Annotated in this window: 23 protein-coding genes and 2 riboswitches; of the genes, 5 read left to right on the top strand and 18 right to left on the bottom strand. The window is 41.8% G+C overall.

Features of this window, described 5'->3' with window-relative positions:
- Nucleotides 1-43: 43 nt before the first annotated feature.
- Nucleotides 44-150: riboswitch (SAM riboswitch) on the bottom strand.
- Nucleotides 151-296: 146 nt separating this feature from the next.
- The 7 genes from QUF86_RS07750 to QUF86_RS07720 all read right to left on the bottom strand — a co-directional run bounded on the left by QUF86_RS07750 (nucleotide 297) and on the right by QUF86_RS07720 (nucleotide 7,553).
- Entirely contained in the window at nucleotides 297-608 is a 312-nt protein-coding gene (locus QUF86_RS07750) for a thioredoxin family protein (RefSeq protein WP_353957650.1), read from the bottom strand.
- A complete protein-coding gene (locus QUF86_RS07745; RefSeq protein ID WP_289314488.1) occupies nucleotides 609-974 on the bottom strand; it encodes a toprim domain-containing protein in 366 nt (121 codons plus the stop codon). It lies immediately after the preceding gene.
- Nucleotides 975-1,067: 93 nt separating this feature from the next.
- Nucleotides 1,068-1,451 carry a glycine cleavage system protein GcvH gene (gene gcvH, locus QUF86_RS07740; protein ID WP_125162586.1) on the bottom strand — a complete coding sequence of 128 codons (384 nt, stop codon included), beginning with the start codon at nucleotides 1,449-1,451 and terminating at the stop codon, nucleotides 1,068-1,070.
- Between the two features lie 95 nt (nucleotides 1,452-1,546).
- Nucleotides 1,547-1,903 (bottom strand): arsenate reductase family protein, encoded by a 357-nt coding sequence (locus QUF86_RS07735; protein WP_289314487.1) that lies wholly within the window; start codon nucleotides 1,901-1,903, stop codon nucleotides 1,547-1,549.
- 141 nt (nucleotides 1,904-2,044) lie between these two features.
- Nucleotides 2,045-3,832 carry an acyl-CoA dehydrogenase family protein gene (locus QUF86_RS07730; RefSeq protein WP_289314486.1) on the bottom strand — a complete coding sequence of 596 codons (1,788 nt, stop codon included), beginning with the start codon at nucleotides 3,830-3,832 and terminating at the stop codon, nucleotides 2,045-2,047.
- Nucleotides 3,833-3,905: 73 nt separating this feature from the next.
- Nucleotides 3,906-5,084, bottom strand: coding sequence for an acetyl-CoA C-acetyltransferase (locus QUF86_RS07725; protein WP_289314485.1), 1,179 nt, complete (start codon nucleotides 5,082-5,084; stop codon nucleotides 3,906-3,908).
- A gap of 78 nt (nucleotides 5,085-5,162) precedes the next feature.
- Nucleotides 5,163-7,553 (bottom strand): 3-hydroxyacyl-CoA dehydrogenase/enoyl-CoA hydratase family protein, encoded by a 2,391-nt coding sequence (locus QUF86_RS07720; protein ID WP_483313908.1) that lies wholly within the window; start codon nucleotides 7,551-7,553, stop codon nucleotides 5,163-5,165.
- 205 nt (nucleotides 7,554-7,758) lie between these two features.
- On the opposite strand from QUF86_RS07720, the gene QUF86_RS07715 reads away from it, so the two are divergent.
- Nucleotides 7,759-7,890: a YuzL family protein gene (locus tag QUF86_RS07715; RefSeq protein ID WP_289314483.1), complete on the top strand. Its 132-nt coding sequence runs from the start codon at nucleotides 7,759-7,761 to the stop codon at nucleotides 7,888-7,890.
- A 50-nt stretch (nucleotides 7,891-7,940) separates the two neighbouring features.
- Here the strand turns inward: QUF86_RS07715 and QUF86_RS07710 are convergent, their stop codons facing one another.
- Nucleotides 7,941-8,858 (bottom strand): proline dehydrogenase family protein, encoded by a 918-nt coding sequence (locus QUF86_RS07710; protein WP_289314482.1) that lies wholly within the window; start codon nucleotides 8,856-8,858, stop codon nucleotides 7,941-7,943.
- Nucleotides 8,859-9,007: 149 nt separating this feature from the next.
- On the opposite strand from QUF86_RS07710, the gene QUF86_RS07705 reads away from it, so the two are divergent.
- The gene (locus QUF86_RS07705) at nucleotides 9,008-9,286 is read left to right on the top strand and encodes a hypothetical protein (protein ID WP_289326868.1); all 279 of its coding nucleotides are present in this window, start codon (nucleotides 9,008-9,010) and stop codon (nucleotides 9,284-9,286) included.
- A gap of 13 nt (nucleotides 9,287-9,299) precedes the next feature.
- The gene (locus QUF86_RS07700; protein WP_289333970.1) at nucleotides 9,300-9,635 is read left to right on the top strand and encodes a spore coat protein; all 336 of its coding nucleotides are present in this window, start codon (nucleotides 9,300-9,302) and stop codon (nucleotides 9,633-9,635) included.
- 81 nt (nucleotides 9,636-9,716) lie between these two features.
- Here the strand turns inward: QUF86_RS07700 and QUF86_RS07695 are convergent, their stop codons facing one another.
- The 5 genes from QUF86_RS07695 to QUF86_RS07675 all read right to left on the bottom strand — a co-directional run bounded on the left by QUF86_RS07695 (nucleotide 9,717) and on the right by QUF86_RS07675 (nucleotide 14,540).
- Nucleotides 9,717-10,889: an FtsW/RodA/SpoVE family cell cycle protein gene (locus tag QUF86_RS07695; protein ID WP_289314479.1), complete on the bottom strand. Its 1,173-nt coding sequence runs from the start codon at nucleotides 10,887-10,889 to the stop codon at nucleotides 9,717-9,719.
- Between the two features lie 147 nt (nucleotides 10,890-11,036).
- Nucleotides 11,037-11,918, bottom strand: coding sequence for a metal ABC transporter permease (locus QUF86_RS07690; RefSeq protein WP_289333969.1), 882 nt, complete (start codon nucleotides 11,916-11,918; stop codon nucleotides 11,037-11,039).
- Nucleotides 11,915-12,838: a metal ABC transporter permease gene (locus tag QUF86_RS07685; protein ID WP_289333968.1), complete on the bottom strand. Its 924-nt coding sequence runs from the start codon at nucleotides 12,836-12,838 to the stop codon at nucleotides 11,915-11,917. The genes QUF86_RS07690 and QUF86_RS07685 overlap by 4 nt, the downstream gene beginning before the upstream one ends.
- Nucleotides 12,839-12,848: 10 nt before the next feature.
- Nucleotides 12,849-13,604 carry a metal ABC transporter ATP-binding protein gene (locus tag QUF86_RS07680; protein ID WP_289314476.1) on the bottom strand — a complete coding sequence of 252 codons (756 nt, stop codon included), beginning with the start codon at nucleotides 13,602-13,604 and terminating at the stop codon, nucleotides 12,849-12,851.
- Between the two features lie 12 nt (nucleotides 13,605-13,616).
- Complete coding sequence (locus QUF86_RS07675) at nucleotides 13,617-14,540, bottom strand: metal ABC transporter solute-binding protein, Zn/Mn family (protein ID WP_289333967.1); 924 nt, start codon at nucleotides 14,538-14,540, stop codon at nucleotides 13,617-13,619.
- Nucleotides 14,541-15,430: 890 nt separating this feature from the next.
- Here QUF86_RS07675 and QUF86_RS07670 point away from each other — a divergent pair.
- The gene (locus QUF86_RS07670; protein ID WP_289333966.1) at nucleotides 15,431-16,393 is read left to right on the top strand and encodes a LacI family DNA-binding transcriptional regulator; all 963 of its coding nucleotides are present in this window, start codon (nucleotides 15,431-15,433) and stop codon (nucleotides 16,391-16,393) included.
- A gap of 245 nt (nucleotides 16,394-16,638) precedes the next feature.
- Nucleotides 16,639-16,823, top strand: a riboswitch (Lysine riboswitch).
- A 96-nt stretch (nucleotides 16,824-16,919) separates the two neighbouring features.
- A complete protein-coding gene (locus QUF86_RS07665) occupies nucleotides 16,920-18,371 on the top strand; it encodes an amino acid permease (protein ID WP_289326877.1) in 1,452 nt (483 codons plus the stop codon).
- 50 nt (nucleotides 18,372-18,421) lie between these two features.
- Here QUF86_RS07665 and QUF86_RS07660 read toward each other — a convergent pair whose 3' ends face one another.
- The 5 genes from QUF86_RS07660 to QUF86_RS07640 form a co-directional block, all read right to left on the bottom strand.
- Complete coding sequence (locus tag QUF86_RS07660) at nucleotides 18,422-20,101, bottom strand: glycoside hydrolase family 13 protein (RefSeq protein WP_289333965.1); 1,680 nt, start codon at nucleotides 20,099-20,101, stop codon at nucleotides 18,422-18,424.
- A gap of 86 nt (nucleotides 20,102-20,187) precedes the next feature.
- Nucleotides 20,188-21,270: a Ger(x)C family spore germination protein gene (locus tag QUF86_RS07655; protein ID WP_289333964.1), complete on the bottom strand. Its 1,083-nt coding sequence runs from the start codon at nucleotides 21,268-21,270 to the stop codon at nucleotides 20,188-20,190.
- On the bottom strand, nucleotides 21,267-22,367 hold the full coding sequence (locus tag QUF86_RS07650) for a GerAB/ArcD/ProY family transporter (RefSeq protein ID WP_289333963.1): 1,101 nt from the start codon (nucleotides 22,365-22,367) through the stop codon (nucleotides 21,267-21,269). Before QUF86_RS07650 ends, QUF86_RS07655 begins: the two co-directional genes overlap by 4 nt.
- Before the next feature lie 23 nt (nucleotides 22,368-22,390).
- Nucleotides 22,391-23,899: a spore germination protein gene (locus tag QUF86_RS07645; protein WP_289333962.1), complete on the bottom strand. Its 1,509-nt coding sequence runs from the start codon at nucleotides 23,897-23,899 to the stop codon at nucleotides 22,391-22,393.
- Nucleotides 23,900-24,052: 153 nt separating this feature from the next.
- Nucleotides 24,053-24,577, bottom strand: a complete 525-nt coding sequence (locus tag QUF86_RS07640; RefSeq protein ID WP_289314467.1) for a YhcN/YlaJ family sporulation lipoprotein — start codon at nucleotides 24,575-24,577, stop codon at nucleotides 24,053-24,055.
- Between the last annotated feature and the right edge of the window lie 327 nt (nucleotides 24,578-24,904).

The following is a 24,904-nucleotide window of genomic DNA, read 5'->3' as shown; positions in this document are numbered from 1 at the left end:
TAAACAAAAAAACCACTTCCATAAGAAGAGGTTTTAATAACGCACCTCATCTTTTCAGAGCTAACACTCTGCTGGAATTAGCACCGTATATAAATTTATACCGGTTGCCGGGCTTCGTCGGGCCAGTCCCTCCGCCACTCTTGATAAGAACTATTAAATTCAGATGCTTTCTTAATACAAAATATAACATTTTAGAATTAACCAGTCAATGAATTGTTAGAATATTCTTTGTTTAATTCCGGTTTGGCCGCCACATGTCCACAACTAAAAAAACCAATCCATTTCTGATTGGTTTCTTAGCTGATCTCCTTAAGCAATCCATACAAATAAGGAACGGATTGAAAGGCATATATTTTTTTGTGCAGCTGCCCTTCTTTGAAAAGCAATAAACACGGGACACTTTCTATTTCATATGATTCGGCAATCGCTTGAACATAATTCATATTCATTTTACCTGCCTTCAGTTCCGGGAAAAGTTCCATGGATATCGTCAGCATCTTGGAAGCCACCTGACAGGTGCCGCATAAAGGCGTATATAAATATAAGCAAAATGTTTCCCCTTGTTCAACGGCAAGCTTACACTCTTCTTCTTTCCATTCCTGAATCAATTAGTCGTTCACCCTTTGACTTAAAAATTTCATTTTAACATTCATATTGGCAGATAGAAGCACAGTTGCGATATGATGTTCAGGTGAGCTCTCCACTTCTTTGTACATTTTATTAATATACAGGTGGTTCGCTTCCGGCATTTCCCTTCGGAATTGCTTCCGCAGCTTTTCTCCTGATTCATCTGCGTCAAAAAGGAGATAAACATCACGGTCCATCAATTCATCCACTAATTCATCAAGCTTAGTTAATGATATGGTCCCATTCGTACATCTAATTTCCACATCTTCATCTAAAACGGAGGCAACTTTTCTTCTATCGGAACTGCCTTCTACAATGATCACTTTATCGAATTCGCCCCATTCCATGTCATCACTCCATCTCACGAATTATGTGCGCAACTATGATTGTACAAAATGAAAAAGAGAGCAGGCCTTTTCAGTCCCCCCTCTTCTTCGTTTTTAACCGTTAATCAAACTCTCATATTCCTCAGCGCTCATCAGGTTTTCAATATCACTGCTATTTGATGGTTCAAGCACAATCATCCATGCTTTTTCAAAAGGAGATTCATTTACATATTCAGGGTTGTCACTTAAGTCTTCGTTTACTTCAACAACCTTGCCACTGATAGGAGCATACAGCTCAGAAACGGTCTTAACGGATTCAACACTTCCAAATGGTTCGTTCGCTTTCAGTTCATCCCCGATTTCTGGAAGCTCAACGAAGACGATGTCCCCTAGCTCGGACTGGGCGAAAGCTGTAATTCCAATGCGCACTGTTCCATCTTCGGTTTTTACCCATTCATGTTCTTTAGTGTAACGAAGTTCTTTTGGTGTTGTTGTCATTATAAACCCTCCATATGTACATCTTATTTTATCTATTCCATTATAAGGTAGATTTATTGTTTAAGTAAGGAATTAACCAAATATTTTGTAAAATTTCAGTTCCAAACCTGTTCGAATTGCTCTTCTTTGAATCCTACCGTCACTTTGGTACCATCCGTAACAATCGGCCTTTTCAGAAGCATGCCATCTGTGGACAATATATCAAGCATCTCTGCTTCAGAAGCTTCTTTCAGCCTATCCTTTAAGCCCAGCTCCCGATATTTTTGACCGCTAGTATTGAAAAACTTCTTCAACTCCAAATTACTGATTTTATATAGTTGTTCAATTTCAGTTCGCGAAGGCGGATTTTCCGCTATATGAATCGCTTCATATTGCAGTTCATGATTATCCAGCCACTTCTTCGCATTACGGCATGTGCCGCATTTTGGGTACCAATATAATGTTAAGCCCATCATTTCACCACCTATCAATAGAATACCCGTTTTCACCACGCAATACAACGAAATGTCTTGTGAATTTCCAATGCAATTTCATCAAAGGAAATAAAGGGAATGCCTTTACGGGCATTCCCTTTACAGATTCTGATTCATTGCTTAAAGTGCATATTTTTCCGTTTCGATTACCTTAACGGAAGCTTCACGTTTTTTCGCAATGACATTGATTGGATTGTGTCTTGTCAGCTTGCGAAGCGAAGAAAGCATGATGCGAAGGGTATCGCCTGTTTCCACCGCAATTAACGTTTCCTTTGCATGCTGTTCTATTTCATTGAAAGCTTCCTGAACGAAAATTTCCGTGTAAAGCACTTTTTGTTTGTTCTTCTCCAGTCCTGTAGCCGCAATTGCTTTTTCCGTACGTAATACCACGGATTCAGCTGCATATGCAAGGGATGCTATATCAGCAATGTTGGAGAGGATTTCTTGTTCTTGATCAAGCTTATTGCCGTATTTCTGTGCAGCAAGGCCAGCTGCCAAAATACCGATTTTCTTAGCGTTTCTAACAAGCATTTTTTCTTGTGCCAATGGCTCATCGCCAGGTTCTTCCGGCATCATCATCATTAATTCCTCTTGCAGGCCTTGAGCCTTTTGAAGAAGCGGCAATTCCCCTTTAAGTGCTTTCTTCAGGAAAGTTCCCGGTACAAGCAATCGGTTGATTTCATTTGTACCTTCAAAAATCCGGTTAATACGGGAATCACGATATGCTTTTTCAATTTCATACTCCTGCATGAATCCATAACCGCCATGAAGCTGTACGCCTTCGTCCGTAACATAATCCAATACTTCGGAAGCGAAGAATTTATTCAATGAACACTCAATTGCATATTCAGCGATTGCAGCTGCCATTGATTTTCCATCTTTCACTTGCTCATCCGTCAATTTGCTTTGCCTTTGATCATAAAGGCCAACAGTACGGTATACAGAGCTTTCTGCTGCATAAATTTTAGACGCCATTGTTGCAAGTTTTTCTTTCGTCAAGTTAAAATCGGAAATTTTCGTTTTGAACTGTTGGCGTTGATTCGTATAAGCAGCTGTAATCTCAAGGGCACGTTTAGATCCGCCGACAGCACCCACGCCTAATTTATAACGGCCAATATTCAGGATATTGAAAGCAATGACATGCCCTTTTCCTGCTACACCCAAAAGGTTTTCAACGGGTACATGAACATCTTCGAGGATTAATGTACGTGTAGATGAGCTTTTGATGCCCATTTTCTTCTCTTCAGCACCAGTCGATACACCTTCATAATCACGCTCTACAATGAAAGCAGAGAATTGTTCGCCGTCGATTTTGGCGTATACACAGAAGACATCTGCAAAACCTGCATTTGTAATCCATTGTTTTTCACCATTTAAAATATAGTGTGTTCCTTCAGCATTCAATTTCGCAGTCGTTTTTGCCCCCAAGGCATCTGAACCTGAGCTGGGTTCCGTTAAGGCATATGCAGCAATTTTCTCACCCGTTGCCAGTAAAGGGAGATATTTTTTCTTTTGTTCTTCATTCCCGAATAATACGATTGGCAAAGATCCGATACCTACGTGTGCACCATGCGTAATTCCGAAGCCGCCTGAAAGTGCCATTTTTTCTGTAATTAATGCCGAACTGACTTTATCAAGACCCAATCCGCTGTATTCCTCAGGAACGTCAGCACCAAGTAAACCGATTTCACCTGCATGCTTCAGTAATTTTACAGAACGGTCGAATTCATGGTTTTCTAAATGTTCAACCTGCGGCAGAATTTCATTCACCACAAAATCCTCTGAAGTTTTGGCAATCATTTTATGCTCTTCGGAATAATCTTCCGGTGTAAACACTTGATCATACGTAATATCTTCTACTAAAAAGGCTCCGCCTTTAATGAGGTTATCTGTTGTTTGATTGGACATGTTTTTTCCTCCTAAGTGATTTATGAAAGTTAAACCGCCGGAAGCATGTTGACAGCTTCCGGAAGGGATTGAATTACGCTAATAATTCAAATACTCCAGCAGCGCCCATTCCGCCGCCGATACACATTGTCACAACTCCGAATTGTTGGTTTCTGCGCTTCATTTCATGAAGCAGGCTTAATGTCAATTTTGCTCCTGAACATCCCAGTGGATGGCCTAAGGCAATGGCTCCGCCATTTACATTGACAATCTCTTCATTCAGCCCCAGCTCACGAATGATTTGAATGGATTGGGAAGCGAAGGCTTCATTCAATTCAAATAAACCAATATCGGATAACTCAAGGCCTGCTAGTTTCAAAGCTTTAGGAATGGCTGCAATCGGTCCGATCCCCATAATTTCAGGCGGTACCCCCGCTACAGCAAAGGAGCGGAACTTACCAATCGGTTTCATCCCCAATGAAGAGGCCTTTTCCCCATCCATGACCATGACCGCGGCTGCTCCATCACTCGTTTGTGATGAATTCCCTGCTGTTACGGATCCTGTAACTGCGAATGCAGGTCTTAGTTTTTTCAGCACTTCAACAGTCGTACCTGGACGAACCCCCTCATCCTGTGAGAATGTGAATGATTGTTCCTTTAATTTAAGATCTGGACCCACTGAGCGAAGGGTTACGTCAACCGGTACGATTTCATCCGAAAACTTTCCTTCTGCAATGGCCTTAGCCGCCTTTTGATGACTTCGTACAGAAAATGCATCTTGATCGTCACGGGAAATCCCGTATTTTTTTGCAACGGCTTCAGCAGTGTGACCCATACCCATATAATATTCCGGGGCTGTTTCCGCAAGTTTCGCGTTCGGACGCGTTACATGACCCATCATTGGTAAAAGGCTCATGGATTCCGCTCCGCCTGCAATGACTGTATCACTTTGGCCGAGCATGATTCTTTCCGCTCCATAAGCAATACTTTGCAACCCGCTTGAACAATAACGATTAATGGTTATGGCTGGTACTGTATAAGGCAACCCTGCCAACGCTCCAATGTTACGCGCCATGTTCAATCCTTGCTCCGCCTCAGGCATTGCACAACCGATAATCAGGTCATCGATGGTTCCTTCATAATTCCCTGCACGCTTTAACGTTTCCTTTACAACAAGTGCCCCTAAATCATCAGGGCGTACATTAGCTAGAGAACCTTTTTTCGCTCTTCCTACCGGAGTCCTTGCTCCAGCTACTATTACCGCTTCTTTCATGAGGATCCCCCTTACTCATTTTTAAGCTATCGATCTATTAATCTTCCTTATCGGTTTGGCCATATCTTCATCTAATCATCAATTACGGAGTGGTTTCCCTTTAACGAGCATGTGCTGCATCCTTGCTTGAGATTTCGGCATCGAAATCAGTTTTAGGAACGCTTGTTTTTCCAGGTTCAAGATATACTGTTCATCTACTTCCGTGCCAAACGGGAGTTTCCCCCCTGCCAGGACGTATGCAAGCTCTTTGGCTATGACAAGGTCATGATCGGATAAGAATCCAGAAAGGCGCATGGATTCCGCCCCTAAGAGAAGTGCGGCATATCCCGTTTCACCAACGACAGGAATCTTTGTGCGGGCAGGAGCGGTATAACCTTGTTCATACATGGAAATGACAGCCTGCTTCGCATCATATAGTTGATGATCCGCATTCACACTTATTCCATCATATGAATTAAGGAAATTATTCCCGCGTGCTTCCTCAGCGGAGGTTGAAACCTTTGCCATGGCAACCGTTTCAAATACTTGGTTGGCCACTTTCTGTAAATCAAAGTCGACACCCTTCGGCATATTCCTCAATGTCTTCACATAAAGTTCTTTAGTCCCGCCGCCGCCTGGGATCAAACCTACACCAGCTTCCACCAGTCCCATATACGTTTCAGTCGTTGCCTGGATGCGCGCAGCCGGAAGGGATACTTCAGCACCCCCGCCAAGTGTCATATTAAACGGGGCAACCACTACAGGAACTGCACTGTACTTAATTTTCAGCATCGCCTTTTGGAATTGGCTGATGACCATATCGAGTTCAAAAATATTGTCATCTTGCGCTTCCATCAACATCATTGCAATATTGGCGCCTACACAGAAATTCTTGCCTTGGTTTCCGATGACAAGGCCTTTATAATTCGCTTCCGCTTCGTCGACCGCCGCATTGATCATTTGCATGATATCCAGACCGATTGCATTATTCGGTGAAGTGAATTCAAGAAGGGCCACTCCATCGCCGATATCTATCAAGCTTGCACCACTGTTTTTCTTGATTACGCCTTTTTGCTTCTTGATTGCTTTAAGATTGATCACCTTAGGATTTTCGACAATTTCTTTATATTCACCATTATCATAATAGTGGACTATGCCATTTTCTTCTTTATAGAAAGAAGTGATTCCCTTGGCGAGCATATCCTTTACCCATTGCGGAACGGTGATGCCTTCCGCTTCCAGACGGGCTACCGATTTCTCTACACCTATCGCATCCCAGGTTTCAAATGGACCAGTGGACCATCCGAATCCCCATTTCATCGCTTGGTCGATTGCCACGATGTCATCTGCAATGTCCCCAAGCAGTTGGGCAGAATACACAAGCGCCGGATTCAGCACATTCCAAAGCAATTGGCCAGCACGGTCTTCGCTATAAACAAGCGCTTTCATTTTATTTGGCAAGCCCTTGGCCTGTTTAGCCATTTCAATGGACGGCGCTTTTAATTTTTTTCGTGCATCATATTCAAGCGTTTCGGGATTCAGTTCAAGGATTTCTTTGCCTTTTTTCAAGAAAAACCCTTGTCCTGACTTGCTTCCGAGCCACCCATTCTTAAGCATTTCATTCATGAAATCAGGAATTTTGAAAACTTCTTTTTCTTCTCCATCCACCTGGTCATATACGTTTTTGGCAACATGTGCAAAGGTATCCAGACCAACTACATCAAGTGTCCGGAAAGTCGCGCTGGTTGCCCTTCCAATCAACGGTCCTGTAACCGAATCGACTTCACCGACACTGTATCCGCCTTTTTGCATTTCCCGGAGAGTGACCAATAAACCATAAGTGCCAATGCGGTTTGCGATGAAGTTTGGCGTGTCCTTGGCTTCGACGACACCTTTCCCCAGTACATCTTCGCCGAATCGTTTCATGTATTCGAGCACTTCTGGTGAAGTTGCTTCAGTAGGGATGATTTCCAACAATTTAAGATAACGCGGTGGATTGAAGAAGTGGGTTCCCAGGAAGTGCTTTTGAAAATCCTCCGAACGGCCTTCTGCCATCGCTTCTATTGAAATTCCGGATGTATTCGATGAAATGATGCTTCCTGGTTTACGATGCTGATCGACCTGGGCAAATACACTTTGCTTAACCTCAAGTTTCTCAACGACCACTTCGATGACCCAATCGACATCCTTTAAACGGCTTATATCATCTTCCAGGTTTCCCGCCTCGATCAACGCAATATTTCCCTTAGCTGAAAGCGGAGCTGGTTTCTGTTTTAAAAGTTTAGTAATCGCAGTTTGGCTAATGCGGTTACGCACTTGTTTATTATCTAATGTAAGACCCTTTTTCTTTTCATCCTCAGTGAGCTCACGAGGTACAATATCCAATAATAAAGTCGGAATGCCGATGTTAGCAAGGTGTGCAGCAATCCCTGATCCCATAACTCCTGACCCTAGAACAGCAGCCTTTCGTATTTGTCGAACCAAGTTCATATCCCCCTTACGCAATGTATTGAATGAATGCTCATTCATTTTTAATCCAAAAATTTTTTGAATATTTTTTCTTATTACTAATATAGAATATATTTGGAAATTCCGCAATGATTAAACAGTAAAAAAAATATTTTTTTCTCCAAATTCCTTTGGTTATTTCTCCGCCGTTCAGTAAAAAATAACCGTGCAGGAGGTGACTTATAAAATGAAGCGTAAAGATAATCCTTCTAAAGCAGCCGTAAGTGCAGCAAGCGTTAAAGGCAATGCCGGCCCTGGCGCTGAACGTCAACATGGAATCAATAAAGTGAACAGCCAGAACAATCAGTTTAAAAAATAAAACCTTCTTAATTTGAGCAGCCGTCCCTTATCCGGGGCGGCTCTCGCTTCCTATTTCTTGAATAGGCCTTTTAAAACGAAAGCAATATTGGCCGGTCTCTCCGCAAGGCGGCGCATGAAATATCCATACCAATCCGTACCATAAGGAACATATACCCTTACCTTATATCCTTCTTCAGCAAGCTCAAGCTGCTTTTCATTGCGTATGCCATATAACATTTGAAATTCAAATTGGTCATGGGGAATTCCCTGATCTTTGACCAAGTCCCTCGTATAATCAATGATTTTATCATCATGTGTGGCAACGGCTGTATAATTGCCATTCAGCAAATGCTGCTTGATAATTTTCTTGAAATTCTCATCCACATCTTTTTTCTCTGGAAAAGCCACTTCCCTTGGTTCTTTATAAGCTCCTTTAACAAGTCTTAGATTCGGATGGTATGCATCCAGCTCCTCAATATCCTTCTCAGTCCGATACAGATAAGCTTGGATTACGGTCCCCAATTCATTATATTCAGACTTTAGGTTTTTGAATACAACCAAAGTTGGCTGACAGCGCGGAAAATCCTCCATATCAAGCGTCACGAAAACCTGATGGGCTTTAGCTTCATCCAAAATCCTCCGCATGTTATTCATTACGACCCGTTCGGACACATCCAAGCCCATCGAGGTCAACTTCAGGGATAACTGTGAATCCAGTTGATTTCTGCCAATCATGCGAATCGCTTCGATACACTCATCTGCCATCTTCCCTGCTTCATGTTCATCTTCAATGAATTCACCTAAATAATCAAGGGTAACAGCAAGCCCTTTCCGGTTTAGATCTGAAATCACACCAGATGCCATATTCAATGATTCTCCTGCCACGAAACGAGATGCACCAAACCGCAGCCCGTATTTTTTCGCTGCCTTTGTCATGCTTTTGTTCTTTGATAAAAAAAGAAATAGATTTTTCAATATTCCTTCCATCTGCATTCCCCTCCAAATCATTTTGGAAAATAGATGCACAAGATTATTTTACCATTTAATTCATTTTTCAGATATTTAGAATCAAGAATAAATAAATTTCATTAAGGGAAAATTAAGTTCGTTTAAAGAACACTTAAGGAGGTAGAATGATGGAACAGCAAAATTCGTTTAACAGCCAACAGCAGTCCACCGGCTTTATGAAGCAGCCGCCGGAAATGGTTTCGGTGAAAGATAGCTTATACTTAACCGATATGCTTGCATGGAATCTGAATGCGATTAAAAAAGCACATTTTTTTGCCACACAATGCAAGGACCCGCAAATCATTGATGCATTAAATCGGTGCGGTCTCATGCATCAACGCCATTACGATACCATTTTGAAACATTTGAACCCGGACCAAATTCAGGGTCAACAACAATACCAGTAAAGGAGGGTTCTTGATGCCCAATGAAAACAAAGTCCAAAATCCAGAATCTCCTGTAGCAAAGACACCGCAAATGAATGACAGGGATTTTATAAATGATATGCTTACAACTGAAAAGTACTTTTGTAACTCCTTTTCCGTTGCCTTGCATGAAATGAGTAACCAAGCATTATTCCAAGACATTTTCTCCGTATCAAAAGAAAATCAGGAGATGCAGCGTGAGCTCTTTAACCTTATGTTCGAAAAAGGCTGGTATAGCTTAGAAAAGGCGCAAGCTACCAGCTTAGGCCAATCGTACAAACAATTTTCCGGATATAAAAATCAATTTCCTTCTGGATCGAACATTCAATAAGTAAACATTCAGGGGGCAGATTCTGCTCCTTTTGTTTTTTTGCTACAAATAAAGCCGGCCCATGGTGGGCCGGCTTTCCATTTAGATATCCGTTGAAAACATATACTTCTTATAGTGATACCGAATGCTGAATATTAAGCCCATGGCCATCATGTTCCCCATTAGCGAGCTTCCTCCATAACTGACAAATGGAAGCGGAATCCCCGTAATCGGTAAAAGGCCTACAGTCATGCCGATATTCTGAAAAACATGAAACGTCAACATGCTTATAACGCCGACACAGATATATGTATAGAAGTTATTTTTCGTGTCCATTCCCGTTTTTGTAATATGGTAAATCAATAGGAAAAACAAGGAAATAATGATGCTAGATCCGATGAAGCCGAATTCTTCACCGATGATACTGAAGATGAAATCCGAATGACTCTCAGGCAAATACACTTCCCTCGAACCGATTCCCTTGCCTGTGGTCTGGCCGGAGCCGATAGCCAGTAATGATTTGGTTAAGTGATATCCTTCGGAGCTGGCATAATTATATGGATCCAGCCAAGAATAGATACGGCCGAATTGATAAGATTTTACCCCTAGGTATTTTTCCAGGATTTCCGGCTTCCAAAGGACGAAGTATAGGACCGCTGAAGCGACGACAATTCCTCCCGAAACGATCGGTAGCAGGATCTTCCATGATACCCCTGATATGAAAATCATTCCGAGCATGATTGACATGATGACAAGCGATGTACCCAAATCCGGCTGTTGCATGATTAACAATAAGGGGGCACCAGTCACAAGACCGATTTTAATAAGTAGCCACATATCCGATTGAATTGTTTTCAGCGTGTTTTTGAGATGATGGTTTGAGATGACATTCGCTAAAGCCAGGATCAGGAAAACCTTCATGAATTCCGATGGCTGAATCGAACCGATTCCCGGAATGATGAACCAACTTTTCGCACCATTCCGGACAGGAACGATGGTATCTGGCATAATGATCAGCAAAAAAAGCAAAAACAATCCGAAGCCATAGGCATACCAAGAGATTTTTTTCAGCTGATCCGAATCCAGGGTGATGAACCCTAATACGATTCCGATTCCCACTATATACCAAAAAATTTGTTTAATTAAGAAGTTTTCAGCGTACTGTCCAGTCGTTTGGGCACTATAGATTGCTAAGCAACTTCCAACGCATAATAACAGCAATATTGTGACCAAAGAAAAATCTATTCGTGATGAAAATTTATTTTGTTCTTCCATACTTAACTCTCCCTTAAAAAGGCTCCTGCTATACATCTATAAATACACTTATTCATTATACTTTAAACAAATAAAATCACAACTATATAGAAGAATAGTTTACAGGCTTCACGGAGTTATTTCCATGAAGCCTGTAGGCAGGGGGAGTTATGCATGTGATTCCTTTGATTTTCTCCGTTTCAGCAATCTGCTGACCAATCCATGGCTTGGGGAAAAGAGAAAGGCCAATCCGAATAATATGGCGGCCGATCCCACCATGCAACCGGATATCGAAGCATCCATAATGGAAGCTGAATAATAACCGATGATGGAACTTAGCACCCCGACCCCGATACTGACCAATATCATGCGGCTTAAACGGTCTGACAGCAGATAAGCCGTTGCCGCAGGTATGATGAGCATTCCAACTACTAAAATGGAACCTACACTATCAAAAGAAGCTACAGTTGTCAGTGAAATGAGGCTCATCAATAAGTAATGAAAGAACAGTACAGGAATTCCCATTGCAGCCGCAAGTGATGGATCAAAGGATACGAGTTTAAACTGTTTGAAGAAAAGGAAAATCAGGATGAGGTTCAGGATGAAGCAACCGCCGACGATCCAAACAGCTTTTGGTCCAGCCTCGATTCCCGCGATGGTCATCGTGTTCCAGGGAGTATAGGCTATTTCGCCATAAAGGACATGTTCCAGGTCAAAATCTATTTGTTGCGTATACAAGCTCACGAGTACGATCCCCATTGCAAAAAGGGAAGTGAATACAATCCCGATCGCTGCGTCAGATTGAACGCCCGACGATTGGAACAGCTGGATTAAGAATACTGTAAGTAAACCTAGAGCAGCTGCCCCGATCAGCATTGGAACCGAGTCACGAGTCCCGGTTATTAAAAATGCCAATACGATTCCCGGCAAAACGGAATGACTGATGGCATCCCCTATCAACGTCATTTTCCTGACTATCAAAAAGCATCCTAATACACTGCAAGAACTCGCCACCAATGCTCCGACTAAAATAATCCAAAAATCATTCATGATGAGTGTCTCCTTTTCCTTCTATCCTGTTCGAGAGAATATTTCCTTTTTGTCGATACCCTTCTCCATACAGATGAAAGCACTCCGCGTTTAGGTGCAAAAAGCATGGAAAAGAAAAACCATACCGTCGCGGATAAGACAATTAAAGGTCCTGTTGGCAAATCATTCACTGAGGTACTGATCAACGTTCCAGACACACCGCTCAACATTCCGAATACACCGGACAGGATGACCATGATATGCAGCCGCTCCGTCCAATACCTCGCAGAAACGGCTGGCGTGATTAGTAAAGATGCCATCAATACGACGCCTACAGCCTGGATACCGATCACTACAGCTGCCACGATCAGCATCATGATGAAATAATCCAGAAAAACAACCGGCAATCCCATCCCCTTGGCAAACCCAGGGTCAAAGGATAGTAATTTGAATTCTTTAAAAAACACGGTACAAGTGAAAATGAGTATAAAGGAAACCGTCATCATCATATATACATCGGACATGACCATTGAAGCCGTCTGCCCGAATAAAAAGGTATCCAATCCACTCTGGTTTCCATACTCGCTCTGCTGAATCTGTGTAAGCATGACAATTCCGAAGCCAAAGAAGGAAGATAAGACGATTCCCAAGGCCGCATCCTGCTTGATCTTACTGTATCGCGTTAGCACACTGATTAAGAAAACAGCCACTAAGCCAGACAGGGCAGCTCCTATAAGAAAATAGGAAGTGGATTTCACTCCAGTTAACATAAAGGCGACACAGATACCTGGTAACGCTGCATGTGCGAGTGTGTCGCCAAGCAAAGACTGCTTTCTGAGGTAGGCAAAACTGCCGATGACCCCACTGCTTAATCCAAGGAACATCGTGCCCAGCAAAATCCACCTTGTATTTGGATCAGTAATAATATCCAGTATATTCATCGTGTACACCTCATTTTAATAACAGGCCGGACCTTGTGTCTGATAGTATCGCTAGGCGGCCTCCATAAGTTGCCTGTAAGTATTCGGGAATGAAAACTTCTTCTGTCGGACCTATCTTCATCACCTTTTTATTCAATAACATCGTCCAGTCGAAATATTCCTTCACGGTGGAAAGATCATGGTGCACAACCAGAACGGTTTTGCCTTTTTCCTTCAATTCCATCAGCAATTGTATGATTGCTTTCTCTGTTGCGGCATCCACCCCTACGAACGGTTCATCCATAAAATAAATATCCGCTTCCTGTGCCAATGCACGGGCCAGGAATATCCTTTGCTGCTGCCCGCCTGATAGCTGGCTGATTTGGCGGTTAGCGTATTCAGCCATCCCCACCTTATCAAGGCACTCCATCCCCTTCTGCTTTTCGGCCTTCCCTGGTCGCTTCAGCCATCCGAGATGACCATACCTGCCCATCATCACGACATCGAGTGCGTTGGTCGGAAAATCCCAATCCACTGACTCCCGCTGCGGTACATAGCCGATACTCTTCCTCATCGATTTATAAGTAGATCCCTTTATTGTGATTTCCCCCGATATTTTTGGAATCAATTCGAGTATTCCCTTTATCAAGGTGGATTTCCCTGCTCCATTGGGGCCAATGATACCAATTAAATTCCCTTCAGGCACCTCAAATGAGACATCTTCAACAACCGGTTTCTTATGATAAGCAATCGTTAAATTCTCGACCTTTAAAGCTGATTGATACATTTTTTCTCCCCCTTATTTCAAAGCACGGACGATGGTGTCGGTATTATGACGGACCATTCCGATATACGTTCCTTCTTCCGTCCCTCTTTCACCCATTGCATCCGAGAATAATTCACCGCCAATTTCCACTTTGTGGCCCTGCTTCTCGGCACCTTGAATCACAGCCTCGATAGCCTTCCTTGGCACGCTAGACTCAATGAAAATCGCTTTTATTTTGTTCTCTACAAGATAATTCCGCATATCGGTCACATCTTTTGATCCATATTCCGATAATGTATTGATCCCTTGAAGCCCTCTTACGTCCAGACCATATGACTGGCCGAAGTATCCAAAAGCATCATGTGCTGTAACGAGCACCCGTTGATCTTCTGGTATTTCATTTATTTCATCTTGAACATATTTATCAAGTTCCTCCAACTGCAGTACGTACTCTTCATAATTTTTACGATAACTTGATTCATGGTCCGGATCGGTGGCAATCAACTCTTTCTTAACTGCTTCCGCCGCTACTATCCAAAGCTTTACATCAAACCATACGTGGGGATCATGTTCCGTCGCACTAACTTTTCGAAGTTGGTCCTCCTTGAAATCCTCCGTTACGGCAATCGTCGGTTTATCCTTGCTCATCATTTCAAATATATCCGTCATTTTCCCCTCAAGATGCACACCGTTATAAAAAATCATATCAGCCGAATCCAGTGTCTTCACATCACCCTGTGTTGCTTTATATAGATGGGGGTCGACTCCCGGTCCCATTAAACTTGTGACCTCTACATGTTTACCGCCGATATTCTCAACCAAGTCCCCAATCATTCCCGTTGTTGCAACGACATTCAACTTGCTATTACCTTTATCCCTTTCGGCCGCGTCATTGCCGCACCCCGTTAAAATCAGCAATGCAGCAAGCACGCCCCCAATAGATTTTAGAAAACCCATCCATATTCCCTCCCTTTTTCATCTTTCTAAAAATGTTTGCCATGTGCAAAATTAAGCATAAATTTTTTTACATTGTCGCAAATGCTAAAAAGTTTCCTCTACACAACTTATTTTATACTATACACAAGTATACGGAAAAAGTGCAACTATTTTTCATAAAGCAGATAAATCATTTTATTAAAAATACCCAAAAATAACTTCGGGATTTGAGTTCAGCGAATGACTTTACAAACAGCAAAAAACTGTCCGGAATATCACGTGGACCTTCCGGACAATCAGTCATTTATATGAAGAAAAGTTCTTCCTTCCGTAACATGAAACGTAAACGATGAAGTTATATTTATATTGTGGAGTTTTAATGGTGAAAATAAACTAGAGGGTCTATTTCGATTGTTTATGGCGGGAAAACGTGAAATTCACGAGTAAATGCATGGATTTCACGAGTAAAGTGTCAAAATTCACGAGTAAATGCGCGGATTTCACGAGTAAAGTGTCAAAATTCACGAGTAAATGCAGTATTCACGAGTAATTCCTTATTATTCACTAGGAAAATGGCGAATTTCACGCCTAATGCCGTGGAATTCAGAGTAAATCGCGTAATTCCCGACTGGCATCCGGCATTCCATGTGCGCTGCCACTCATTTTTCCGACTTCAATGAAATTGCCAGGTACGCCAATCCCAATTCAATTCCGCAAAGTACAAACAGGGTAATTAAAGTTTGGACCATCATGATCTCCTCCTCCTCTAAGACTTAACCCAATCTTAAAGGATGAAACCCATACCAGAACAAGAGCTTATTTGAAGAAATCTTCAGCAGCCCCACTGTGTTCTCTTGCTTTGAAATGGGTTTCATACTGTACAATATAAAAAAAGAAAATACGGTGATCCCATGACAAATATTAAAGAAATTGCTCAAAGTGCTGGTGTATCTGTCTCAACAGTTTCCCGTGTATTGAATGATCATCCTTATGTAAGCCCTGAAAAAAGAGCGAGCGTTTTACAAGCCATTGACCGTTTGAATTATTCGAGAAACATCAACGCCATCCATCTTTCTAAAGGCAAAACAAATCTTATCGGCATCATCATCCCCTTCACCAATCACCCATATTACGGGGCAATCGTTAACGGAATTTCTAAACAGGCGAATGCAATCGGCTGTCATCTAGTCATCTTTCAGACCCATTACGAAAGAGAGAAAGAAATCCAGGCTTTGAATATGCTGCAAATGAAGCAACTCGATGGCATTATCGTTTGTTCAAGAATTTCGGAAATGAAAATCCTCTTGGAGTATCAAAAATATGGACCGATTATCTTATGTGAAGATACAGCCCAGGCTGAATTTTCATCCATCAGCGTTGATCATTATGCAGCTTTCTCCTGTGCCCTTGAATACGTGATTGCTAAAGGTTATCAGAAAATTGGATACAGTCTTGGCCGTAAAAAGAGCAGAAACAGTTCTCTCCGCACAAAGGCTTTTAACGATATCATGAGTAAACATCAACTTATAAACAATAAAGATTGGCTGTTTGAAGGCAGTTATCACATCAAAGACGGTGAACAATTGTTTCAGGATTGGAATTCGATGGTGAATAAACCTGAGGCCATCATCATCACTAATGATGACACGGCGGCAGGCTTCATTCTAACAGCTAAGAAATCTGGCATGAGGGTACCTGAAGATGTGGCCATTCTCGGCTTCAATAATGATAGCCTGAGTGAAATGCTCGAAATCACGACCATTTCCTTACCGCTGGAATGGATTGGGAAAATGGCAGTTGATCTATTCGAGAATCCTGAGGTGGTCAAACATGTAAAACTGGAATACGCCCTTATAAAAAGAAGGAGCGTTTAATAACGCTAAGAATAGCTTTACTTTTGTATCATCAAATCTTCCAGACTTTTTTGAACTAGGAAAAAATAACCACATAAAATAATCATTGCGATATCCATGAGATTATTTTATAATTTTGATATAGTAAAGTTTACTCAATTACTAGCAATCTATTAGCTATTGCATGAATTTCATGAGTATAATCGTCCGTCGTCAATTACAAGATGGCGCAACGATTTAAGAAAATTGAATACTTCCTCATTTACCGATGAGTTAGAGGCTGCAGCTTATAAAAGTAAAACGGACGAGATTCTGGAAAATTAAAGACTCCGTTTGAAAGGATAAGTTGCCGAAGTTTGGGTATATTCCATGTATACCTTGGCTGGCGGTGTTTTCGAACAGGAACATCACTGTCACGTTTTTTCTAAAAGCGTGGGGAGCTATCTTCGGAAGGATAAACGGGTTTATTATAAACAGCCGTCGATCTTTTTCGACTGCTGTTTTTTTATTTTTCGTTCCCTTCCAATAAAAAGGAGTGTAACATCAATTGGCAAATTCACAACAAGCATCAAGCCCTACTGAATTGAAAAGGAGCCTGAAAGCGCGGCACTTGATGATGATTTCATTAGGTGGAACGATTGGAACAGGTTTATTTTTAGCAAGTGGCGGTGCCATTCATTCAGCCGGACCCGGCGGTGCCTTGGTGGCATACGCGATCATCGGCATCATGGTTTATTACTTAATGACAAGTCTTGCAGAAATGGCAGCGTTCATGCCAGTGGCCGGTTCGTTCCGTGTCTATGCATCCAAATTCGTCGATCCGTCTTTCGGTTTTGCGATTGGATGGAACTACTGGTATAACTGGGCAATCACCATTGCCGCTGAATTAGCAGCCGTTGTCTTAATTATGAAGTTCTGGTTCCCGGATAGTCCTTCCTTTATCTGGAGTGCCATTGCGTTAATCACAATGTTTCTTATCAATTACATGTCCGTTAAAGGTTTTGGGGAAACGGAATTCTGGTTTGCCATGATCAAAGTCGTGACGGTCGTCATATTCTTGATCACTGGTGTTTTGATCATCCTCGGAATCATGGGTGGGAAAGACCCAATTGGTTTTTCCAATTTCACAATGGGCGAAGGTCCCTTTAACGGGGGGTTCTTCACGATTCTAGGCGTATTCATGGCAGCTGGCTTTTCTTTCCAAGGAACGGAATTGCTTGGAGTGACGGCTGGTGAAAGTGAGGATCCGGAAAAAAATATCCCTAAAGCGATCAGATCCGTTTTCTGGCGCATCATCTTATTCTATATCCTTGCAATTTTTGTAATTGGAATGATCATACCGTTTACGGATTCACGTTTATTGAGTGAAGATGTTGCCGTAAGTCCATTCACGCTTGTATTTGAACGTGCGGGCCTTGCATTTGCCGCATCCATCATGAACGCGATCATTTTATCATCCGTACTCTCTGCCGGTAACTCTGGCATGTACGCTTCAACCCGTATGCTATGGGACTTGGCACGTGATGGGAAAGCACCGAAATTCCTTGGCAAGTTAGATAAAAGAGGAGTACCAGTGAATGCACTTATCGTGACTTCCTTAGTTGGCTGCGTTGCATTCTTAGCTTCATTTTTCGGAGATGGTGTTGTTTATATCTGGTTATTGAATGCTTCAGGCATGGCCGGATTCGTCACCTGGGTCGGGATTGCGATTGCCCATTATCGGTTCCGCAAAGCCTACGTAGCTCAAGGCCTTGATATGAATGCTTTACCATACCGGGCCAAAGGCTTCCCATTCGGACCTATATTCGCACTTGTCCTTTGTATCATCATTATCATTGGACAAGGCTATCAAGCCTTCAGTAGCAATGGGATCGATTGGAATTCAATGTTCGTTTCCTACATTGGCTTGATTCTATTTTTCGTCCTATGGTTCGGCTATAAAATTAAGCATAAAACGAAAATCATTCCCCTTGAGGAATGTGACCTTAAATCAAAATAATACGTAAAAGGACCTGCTCTTCTCTAAACGGGGAAGAACAGGTCCTTTTTTCATTTCAAATGATAAACACGACATTCATATGGACGCAGAGGTTTGGTGGAGATTCCTTCTTCTTCCTGATCATAATTACCGATCAGCCTTGTAGCAGAATATGCATGCAGCTCTTCAGGCAAAGAATAGGAGGCCGGCTCCTCTTTAAAGTTGCATAGCACTAGCAGCTTTTCTTCTTCCAACGTTCTCGTATAGGCAAATATTCGTTCATCATCTGGACAGAGCAGTTCAAAACGGCCATAAACGACGATTTCATGATCCTTGCGTATTTGGATAAGCCTTTTATAAAAATGAAAAATGGAATTCGGATCATTGTAGGCTTTTTCCGCATTGATCTCGGGAAAATTGGGATTAACCTTAATCCAAGGACTCCCATTTGTGAATCCTGCGTTCCGGGAATCATTCCACTGAATCGGTGTCCTCGCATTATCCCTGCTACGGGCGTGAATGGCTGACATCATCCGCTCTTTTGACCAGCCACGCGAATTGACGAGTTCGTCATATGAATTCAACGTTTCAATATCCCGGTATTCATCGATGCTTTCAAATGCAACATTGGTCATGCCCAACTCTTCCCCTTGATATATATAAGGAGTCCCCTGAAGCATATGAAGACAAGCGGCAAGCATCTTTGCGCTTTCAATACGATACTTTCCATCATTTCCAAACCTTGAGACAACCCGGGGCTGATCATGATTGTTCCAGTATAAACTGTTCCAGCCATCCCCCTCCAAACCAGTCTGCCACTTGGAAAGAATTCGCTTTAAATCGCTTAGCTTCCACTTATCGTTACTCCATTTCCCTTCTAGTCCGCACCCCAAATCCATATGTTCGAATTGAAAGACCATATGTAGCTCACCACGATCTTTACCTGTGAACAATTGTGCTTCCTCCGGTGTGACGCCTGGCATCTCCCCAACGGTAATCACGTCATATCGAGAAAGTGCCCGTTGATTGATTTCCTGTAAAAACTCATGTATGCGCGGTCCATTCAGGAAAAAGGGGCTTCCATCACCATACTGCTTCTCATGATGAACGGATCCATCTGAATAGCTCTGATCTTTTGAAAGGAAGTTGATGACATCCATCCGAAATCCATCGACACCCTTATCCAGCCACCAAGTCATCATGCTGTAGATTTCTTCACGGAGCTTAGGGTTCTCCCAGTTTAAATCAGGTTGTTTCTTGCTGAATAAATGTAAATAATATTCATCCGTTCCTTCATCATATTCCCATGCCGAACCTTTAAAAATGGACTCCCAATTATTTGGCTCTTTCCCATTCCTTCCAGGTTTCCAAATATAATAATCACGCTTTGGATTATCTGTTGAGGATCGGGATTCCTTGAACCACGTATGTTCATCTGAAGAATGGTTGACCACCAGATCCATCATGATCTTCATCCCACGTTCATGCACCGCCTTCAGCAACCTATCAAAATCAGCCATTGTCCCGAATTCAGTCATGATTGATCGATAATCACTGATATCGTACCCATTGTCATCATTGGGAGATTGATAAATGGGGGATAGCCATATCACGTTCACACCCAGCTCTTGTAAATAATCGAGTTTCATCAAGATCCCGTTTAAATCCCCTATCCCATCTCCATCACTATCCATAAAACTCCTTGGATACACTTGGTATACAACTGCCTCTTTCCACCATGCTTTGTCCATGCCTTTCCTCCCCTCTTTAAACGCATTGACATAATCATTACACCAATACCCTATTATAAAGGGAGAAACTTCAGAATATTCTTCTTTTATTCCACAATTCCGGTTTGAATCATTTCAATGTCCAAATCCACCTCGATGGGAATATGGGGATATGCCTCCTCCCAATGTTTTTGATCGAAATTTCTTGTTTTACTTTTAGCGTGATTACCGAGTGCAATCGGATCTATATTGTTTTCCTGAAACATGGTTACCATCTCATTTAATTTATTACCAATGACATGTTCAGCCCTGGCCTCTATTTTATTCAGGGCGACCCCTTTGCCCAAGTCATAACCTTGGACCTCTAGCAAACTCGCTTTTAGTTTCACTTCAATCCTGACTTTGGGGTCTTGATTTACATTCGAGAAATCATAATGGACACGTGACTCCACGTTATTGATATCTGTATAGTCATTTTCCTTCCATTTAATTTCATAATTCCCCAGCTTAAAGTTTTCACTGAGGACTTTGAATAAAAACCCATCCTCATAAGGGATATATTTACCAATATACCTATCCCTTTTAAACAGGGCGATCCCTTTTACCCGTATTTGGTCTTCTGCAGTTTCCAATAAGGGCAGGACCGGATCGATCCCATTACCATGACACGCATATAAATACCTGTGCAAATCTACATCAGGCAAATTAGTCCGGATATTCTGTTCAATCAGTTCTTTTACTTGAACCCCTGGAGTTTTAATCAACTTCGGCTCCATTTTAACTACATCCTCAGCTTTACCATGAACGATCGCTAAATACAAATCCCTTCCCACCATCGGATCACGCCGATATGTATCGACGTAATCATTCAACCCATCACCCGCCAATTCTTCACCATAGAGAATGACTGACAGCCTCCCGCCGACAATCGGGAATGGTGTCTTTGCATTTTCTTGCTGGCGGGTTGCCTTTATATCATGGGAGATTGATTCATATACTTCATTACCTAGATCTGCTTCCTCACCAGGCTGAGGAACGCTGACAACGACCGTACCTTTGATTTTTTTGTCTCCGGCATCATCATAACCTACGACTTCAGCAATTAAAATATCTTCTAATATTTGCTTTTCCACACCGCACGCCGTCATCAAGAAACAAGCTAATGTAATCATGAGGAGTTTGATTTTCATGATTTATCCCCCCTAACTTTATAAACGATCGACTGCCATATGAATAAGAGAGGAAGATAAAAATAAATGATATAAAAGCCTATTTGCGAACTGATCGTGTTAAACCTATCGATTCTATAGCGGTTATCCAAAAAAAGGCAGGAAGCTAAAATGATAAGCAGGATGAAAACCAACATCTTTTTCTGTCTGAATCCAAATGCTCTTTTCGCTGTTCTGCTTGCTGCCCAAACCCCTAAACAAACATTCGGCAGCACCATGAACAGCCAAACGGAAATCCCTATGTATTCGAACCTTTCAATGAATGGAAGGTCGACAATTTTCCATAACGTCAAAGTTGCCCATATTACATCTTTCAGCTGATCTTGATGATAGTAGGCTAATGAAACAATAATGAACATTAAATATATCGACATAGTAAACAACACCCCTAAGTGGGCCCACTTTTGAGAATGTTCACGCTTTTTAATGAATGGGTAATAAATCAGGAGTAATTCAAAACCAAGGTAATTCAGGGTCATTTTCTTACAGGCCTTCATGATTTCCAAAAAAGAATGATCAAGAAAAGGACCCAAATTTTCAAAGTGGGCGTACTTCAATGGAAAATAATTCAAAAGGAATAATGGTGATCCAATAATAAGCCCGATTATACAAAAACCAGTTATGACCCTGAACCCTCCCGTCACAAAACTATACAGGAGAATAAGAATGAAGGTTAATAGCATCAGGACATTGACACCAGGGAACATCCAAACCTGAATGACCTCTAAATAAGTCCTGATAAGTATGATGGAAATCATTATGAAGTAGAGGATGAATAAAATATTGAAAGCATTTCCTACCCATTTACCAAACAAATCTTTATGGATGGCAATCAAATCAAGTGTTTGTGGGCCCCTGCCTAAAAGCTTGAAACACATCCAAAGCAGAACATTTATGATTAACCCTGAAATTATGATTGATATCCATGCGTCTTGGCCAGCCTCTTTCGCTATGACCCGTTCAAACCCCAATACCCCTACGCCAATCTGCATGCCGGGCATAAGGAAAAAAACAAAAAATGGGGATATTTGTTTAGTTTCATTTGGTTTGACTTCCATACCTTCTCACCGCTTTCTACAACTTATTCATCAATATCACTTTGGGATTTTTGAGTATCCGCCTTCTTCCTCATCCTTAGTGGATTTTCCGTCCGCAGAAATTGCGGGCGTTTTTTCTGTTTTGAAAAAGGGAGGCGAATCAGACTATCTTTAAAGTCATGAACCCTTAACGGGTATAGAGGATCTAAATATGGACTGCCAAGCGAAGTCAATTTCAATAAGTGACTTAAAATGAATGCACTGCATAAAGCTATTCCAAACAGTCCGTATAACTGGGCTGCAATTAGAAAAGGAAAGCGGATAAGGCGAATCGTATTACTGATTTGGTAAATCGGCACCGTAAATGAAGCCAAGGCAGCCAAAGCGACAAGCATCAACAAGACATTACTGACAAATCCCGCTTCCACAGCGGCTGTACCGATGACTATACCGCCAACAATACCGATGGTGGAGCCAACCTTAGCTGGCAGCCTGACCGCTGCTTCCCTGAGCAATTCGATCGTCCCTTCCAGCACGATCGCTTCCAAAATCGGCGGAAAAGGGATCACGCCCCTGGATGATATTAAGATGGGCAGCAAATCAGTTGGAATCACCTGATAATGATACGTTAAAACGGCAACATACAGAGGTGATGACAAAACGGAAAACAGCACTGCGAAAAGCCTAATCAAACGGAATGAAGTACCGAGATTCCAAATTTGAAAATAATCTTCAAATGACGAAAAGAACGAAATGATGGTATTGGGACCAACTAATACATGAGGAGATCCATCCAGCATGATCCCTATTTTCCCTTCCGATAATACACTGGCCAGATGATCGGGCCGCTCCGTATCAATCAGTTGCGGAAACATCGAATTCCGATTATCCGTGATCATCTGACTTACAAACGAAATATCGACGATCGTATCATATTCTATATCTTCTATTCTCTGCATGACTGTATTAATGATCTGTTGATTTACTATCCCATCTATGTAAAGAACGGCTAACCTTGTTTGCGAGATGCTCCCGACCCGAAATTCCTTGGACTGCAATTCAGGAGTGGGCAAACGGTTACGGATCAGATTCAAATTCGAATCAAGCGATTCAACAAAGGCCTCCTTGGACCCAACGACCGTATACTCCGACTCGGGTGTGGAAATTTGCCTTTTCACACTATGAACACATGGAATCAACAAACACATTTCTTCATCTTTCCTGTATTGAATCATGACCGATCCGGCCAAAACCAACCTTTGAATGTCATTTAAATCAGCCGTCAATTTCATATCTTCCATCGGAATTTCGCCTTTTAATTGCTTAAGATCCTTCTTTGGTTGATTCGAAATGGCAGTCAGTACATGTTCATGGAGCTGTTGTTCACTAACCAGTGAATTGAAATAGGAGATGGTATAGTCGTCTTCAGTCGGGTATTGGAAGGTAAGAAAATCATTAGATGCTTCAAACTTTTTAAGAAGTTCCTGAAAATCCTTGGAAGAATCCTGAAAGGTTGCTGCATCCTTATCCTTCCTGTCCTTAAAAAACCTCACTATTCCACCCCTCCCATTACCTGTACTTAGTTTTTTTAGTGTAACCACCCTCTATAAAGTTAGTCATGATTCACCGATATCCTTTAAATAGGAAAAGACCTATCCGGAATTCACCAGATAAGTCTTTTCATCTTAATTCATTAACGTTACCAATTATCTTGGGCTTGGAAAAATCCGTGTTACAAGTTCACGGAACTCTTCAGCAAATCCTGCAACGGGTTTTCCATTCTCGATATCATTTGCATACCCTTTCATTCTTTGAACAAAGTCCGGGTTTGCCGAAACATAAACTTGGTCCACCGATGGATCGGCTCCCCTTACTGCATCAGCAACCCTTTCTTTAAGGTCATTCGGGATATCCTTATCCCCGCCGTCTTTTAATACTGCCCCTACATATGCATTATTTTCAGTCACGATGACATTGGCGTTACTTACTTCCTTCAAAGCTTCGACACGATTTGCGATATCTTCGGAAACCCTCATATCGTTTACACCATTATCATTATTATCATCATTAACATTTTGCCTTGTGTCGCTTACATTCATCGGATTATCTAAATTATCCTGATTGGTACGATTCAGGCCAAGATTTTCACTGGCATCTTCTTTATCATTAGGTGAACAACCTGTAATCACTAAAGCCATCATCGCACTTGATACCATCGCTTTATAATTCATTTTCCTCACTCCTCTAAAATAATTTAATATTAATATTTGCGAGGAGACGATAAATTATTCAGAAGAAGTGACCTTCAAGCCGATAATTCCAACCAAAATAAAACCGACGAATAACAAACGCATCGCTAATTTCGTAAAACCCTCGTCATTTTTTAATTCGTGGCCATGACACTTCAAATAATCATTCAATCACGATTTGAACCAAAGCCATCTTTTTCCCTCCAATTACAGAAAAAGCCCGAAAGGTCATGTATCATAACCTCCCGAGCTTTTTTCCCTCCGTTTACGCAGAATCCTCCGCTTTCTCTTGGACCCTACCGGTAAAAT

Source organism: Peribacillus sp. NJ11 (assembly GCF_030348405.1).
In the GTDB taxonomy this organism is placed as follows: Bacteria; Bacillota; Bacilli; order Bacillales; family DSM-1321; genus Peribacillus.
This window is presented reverse-complemented; position numbering and strand designations above follow the sequence as displayed.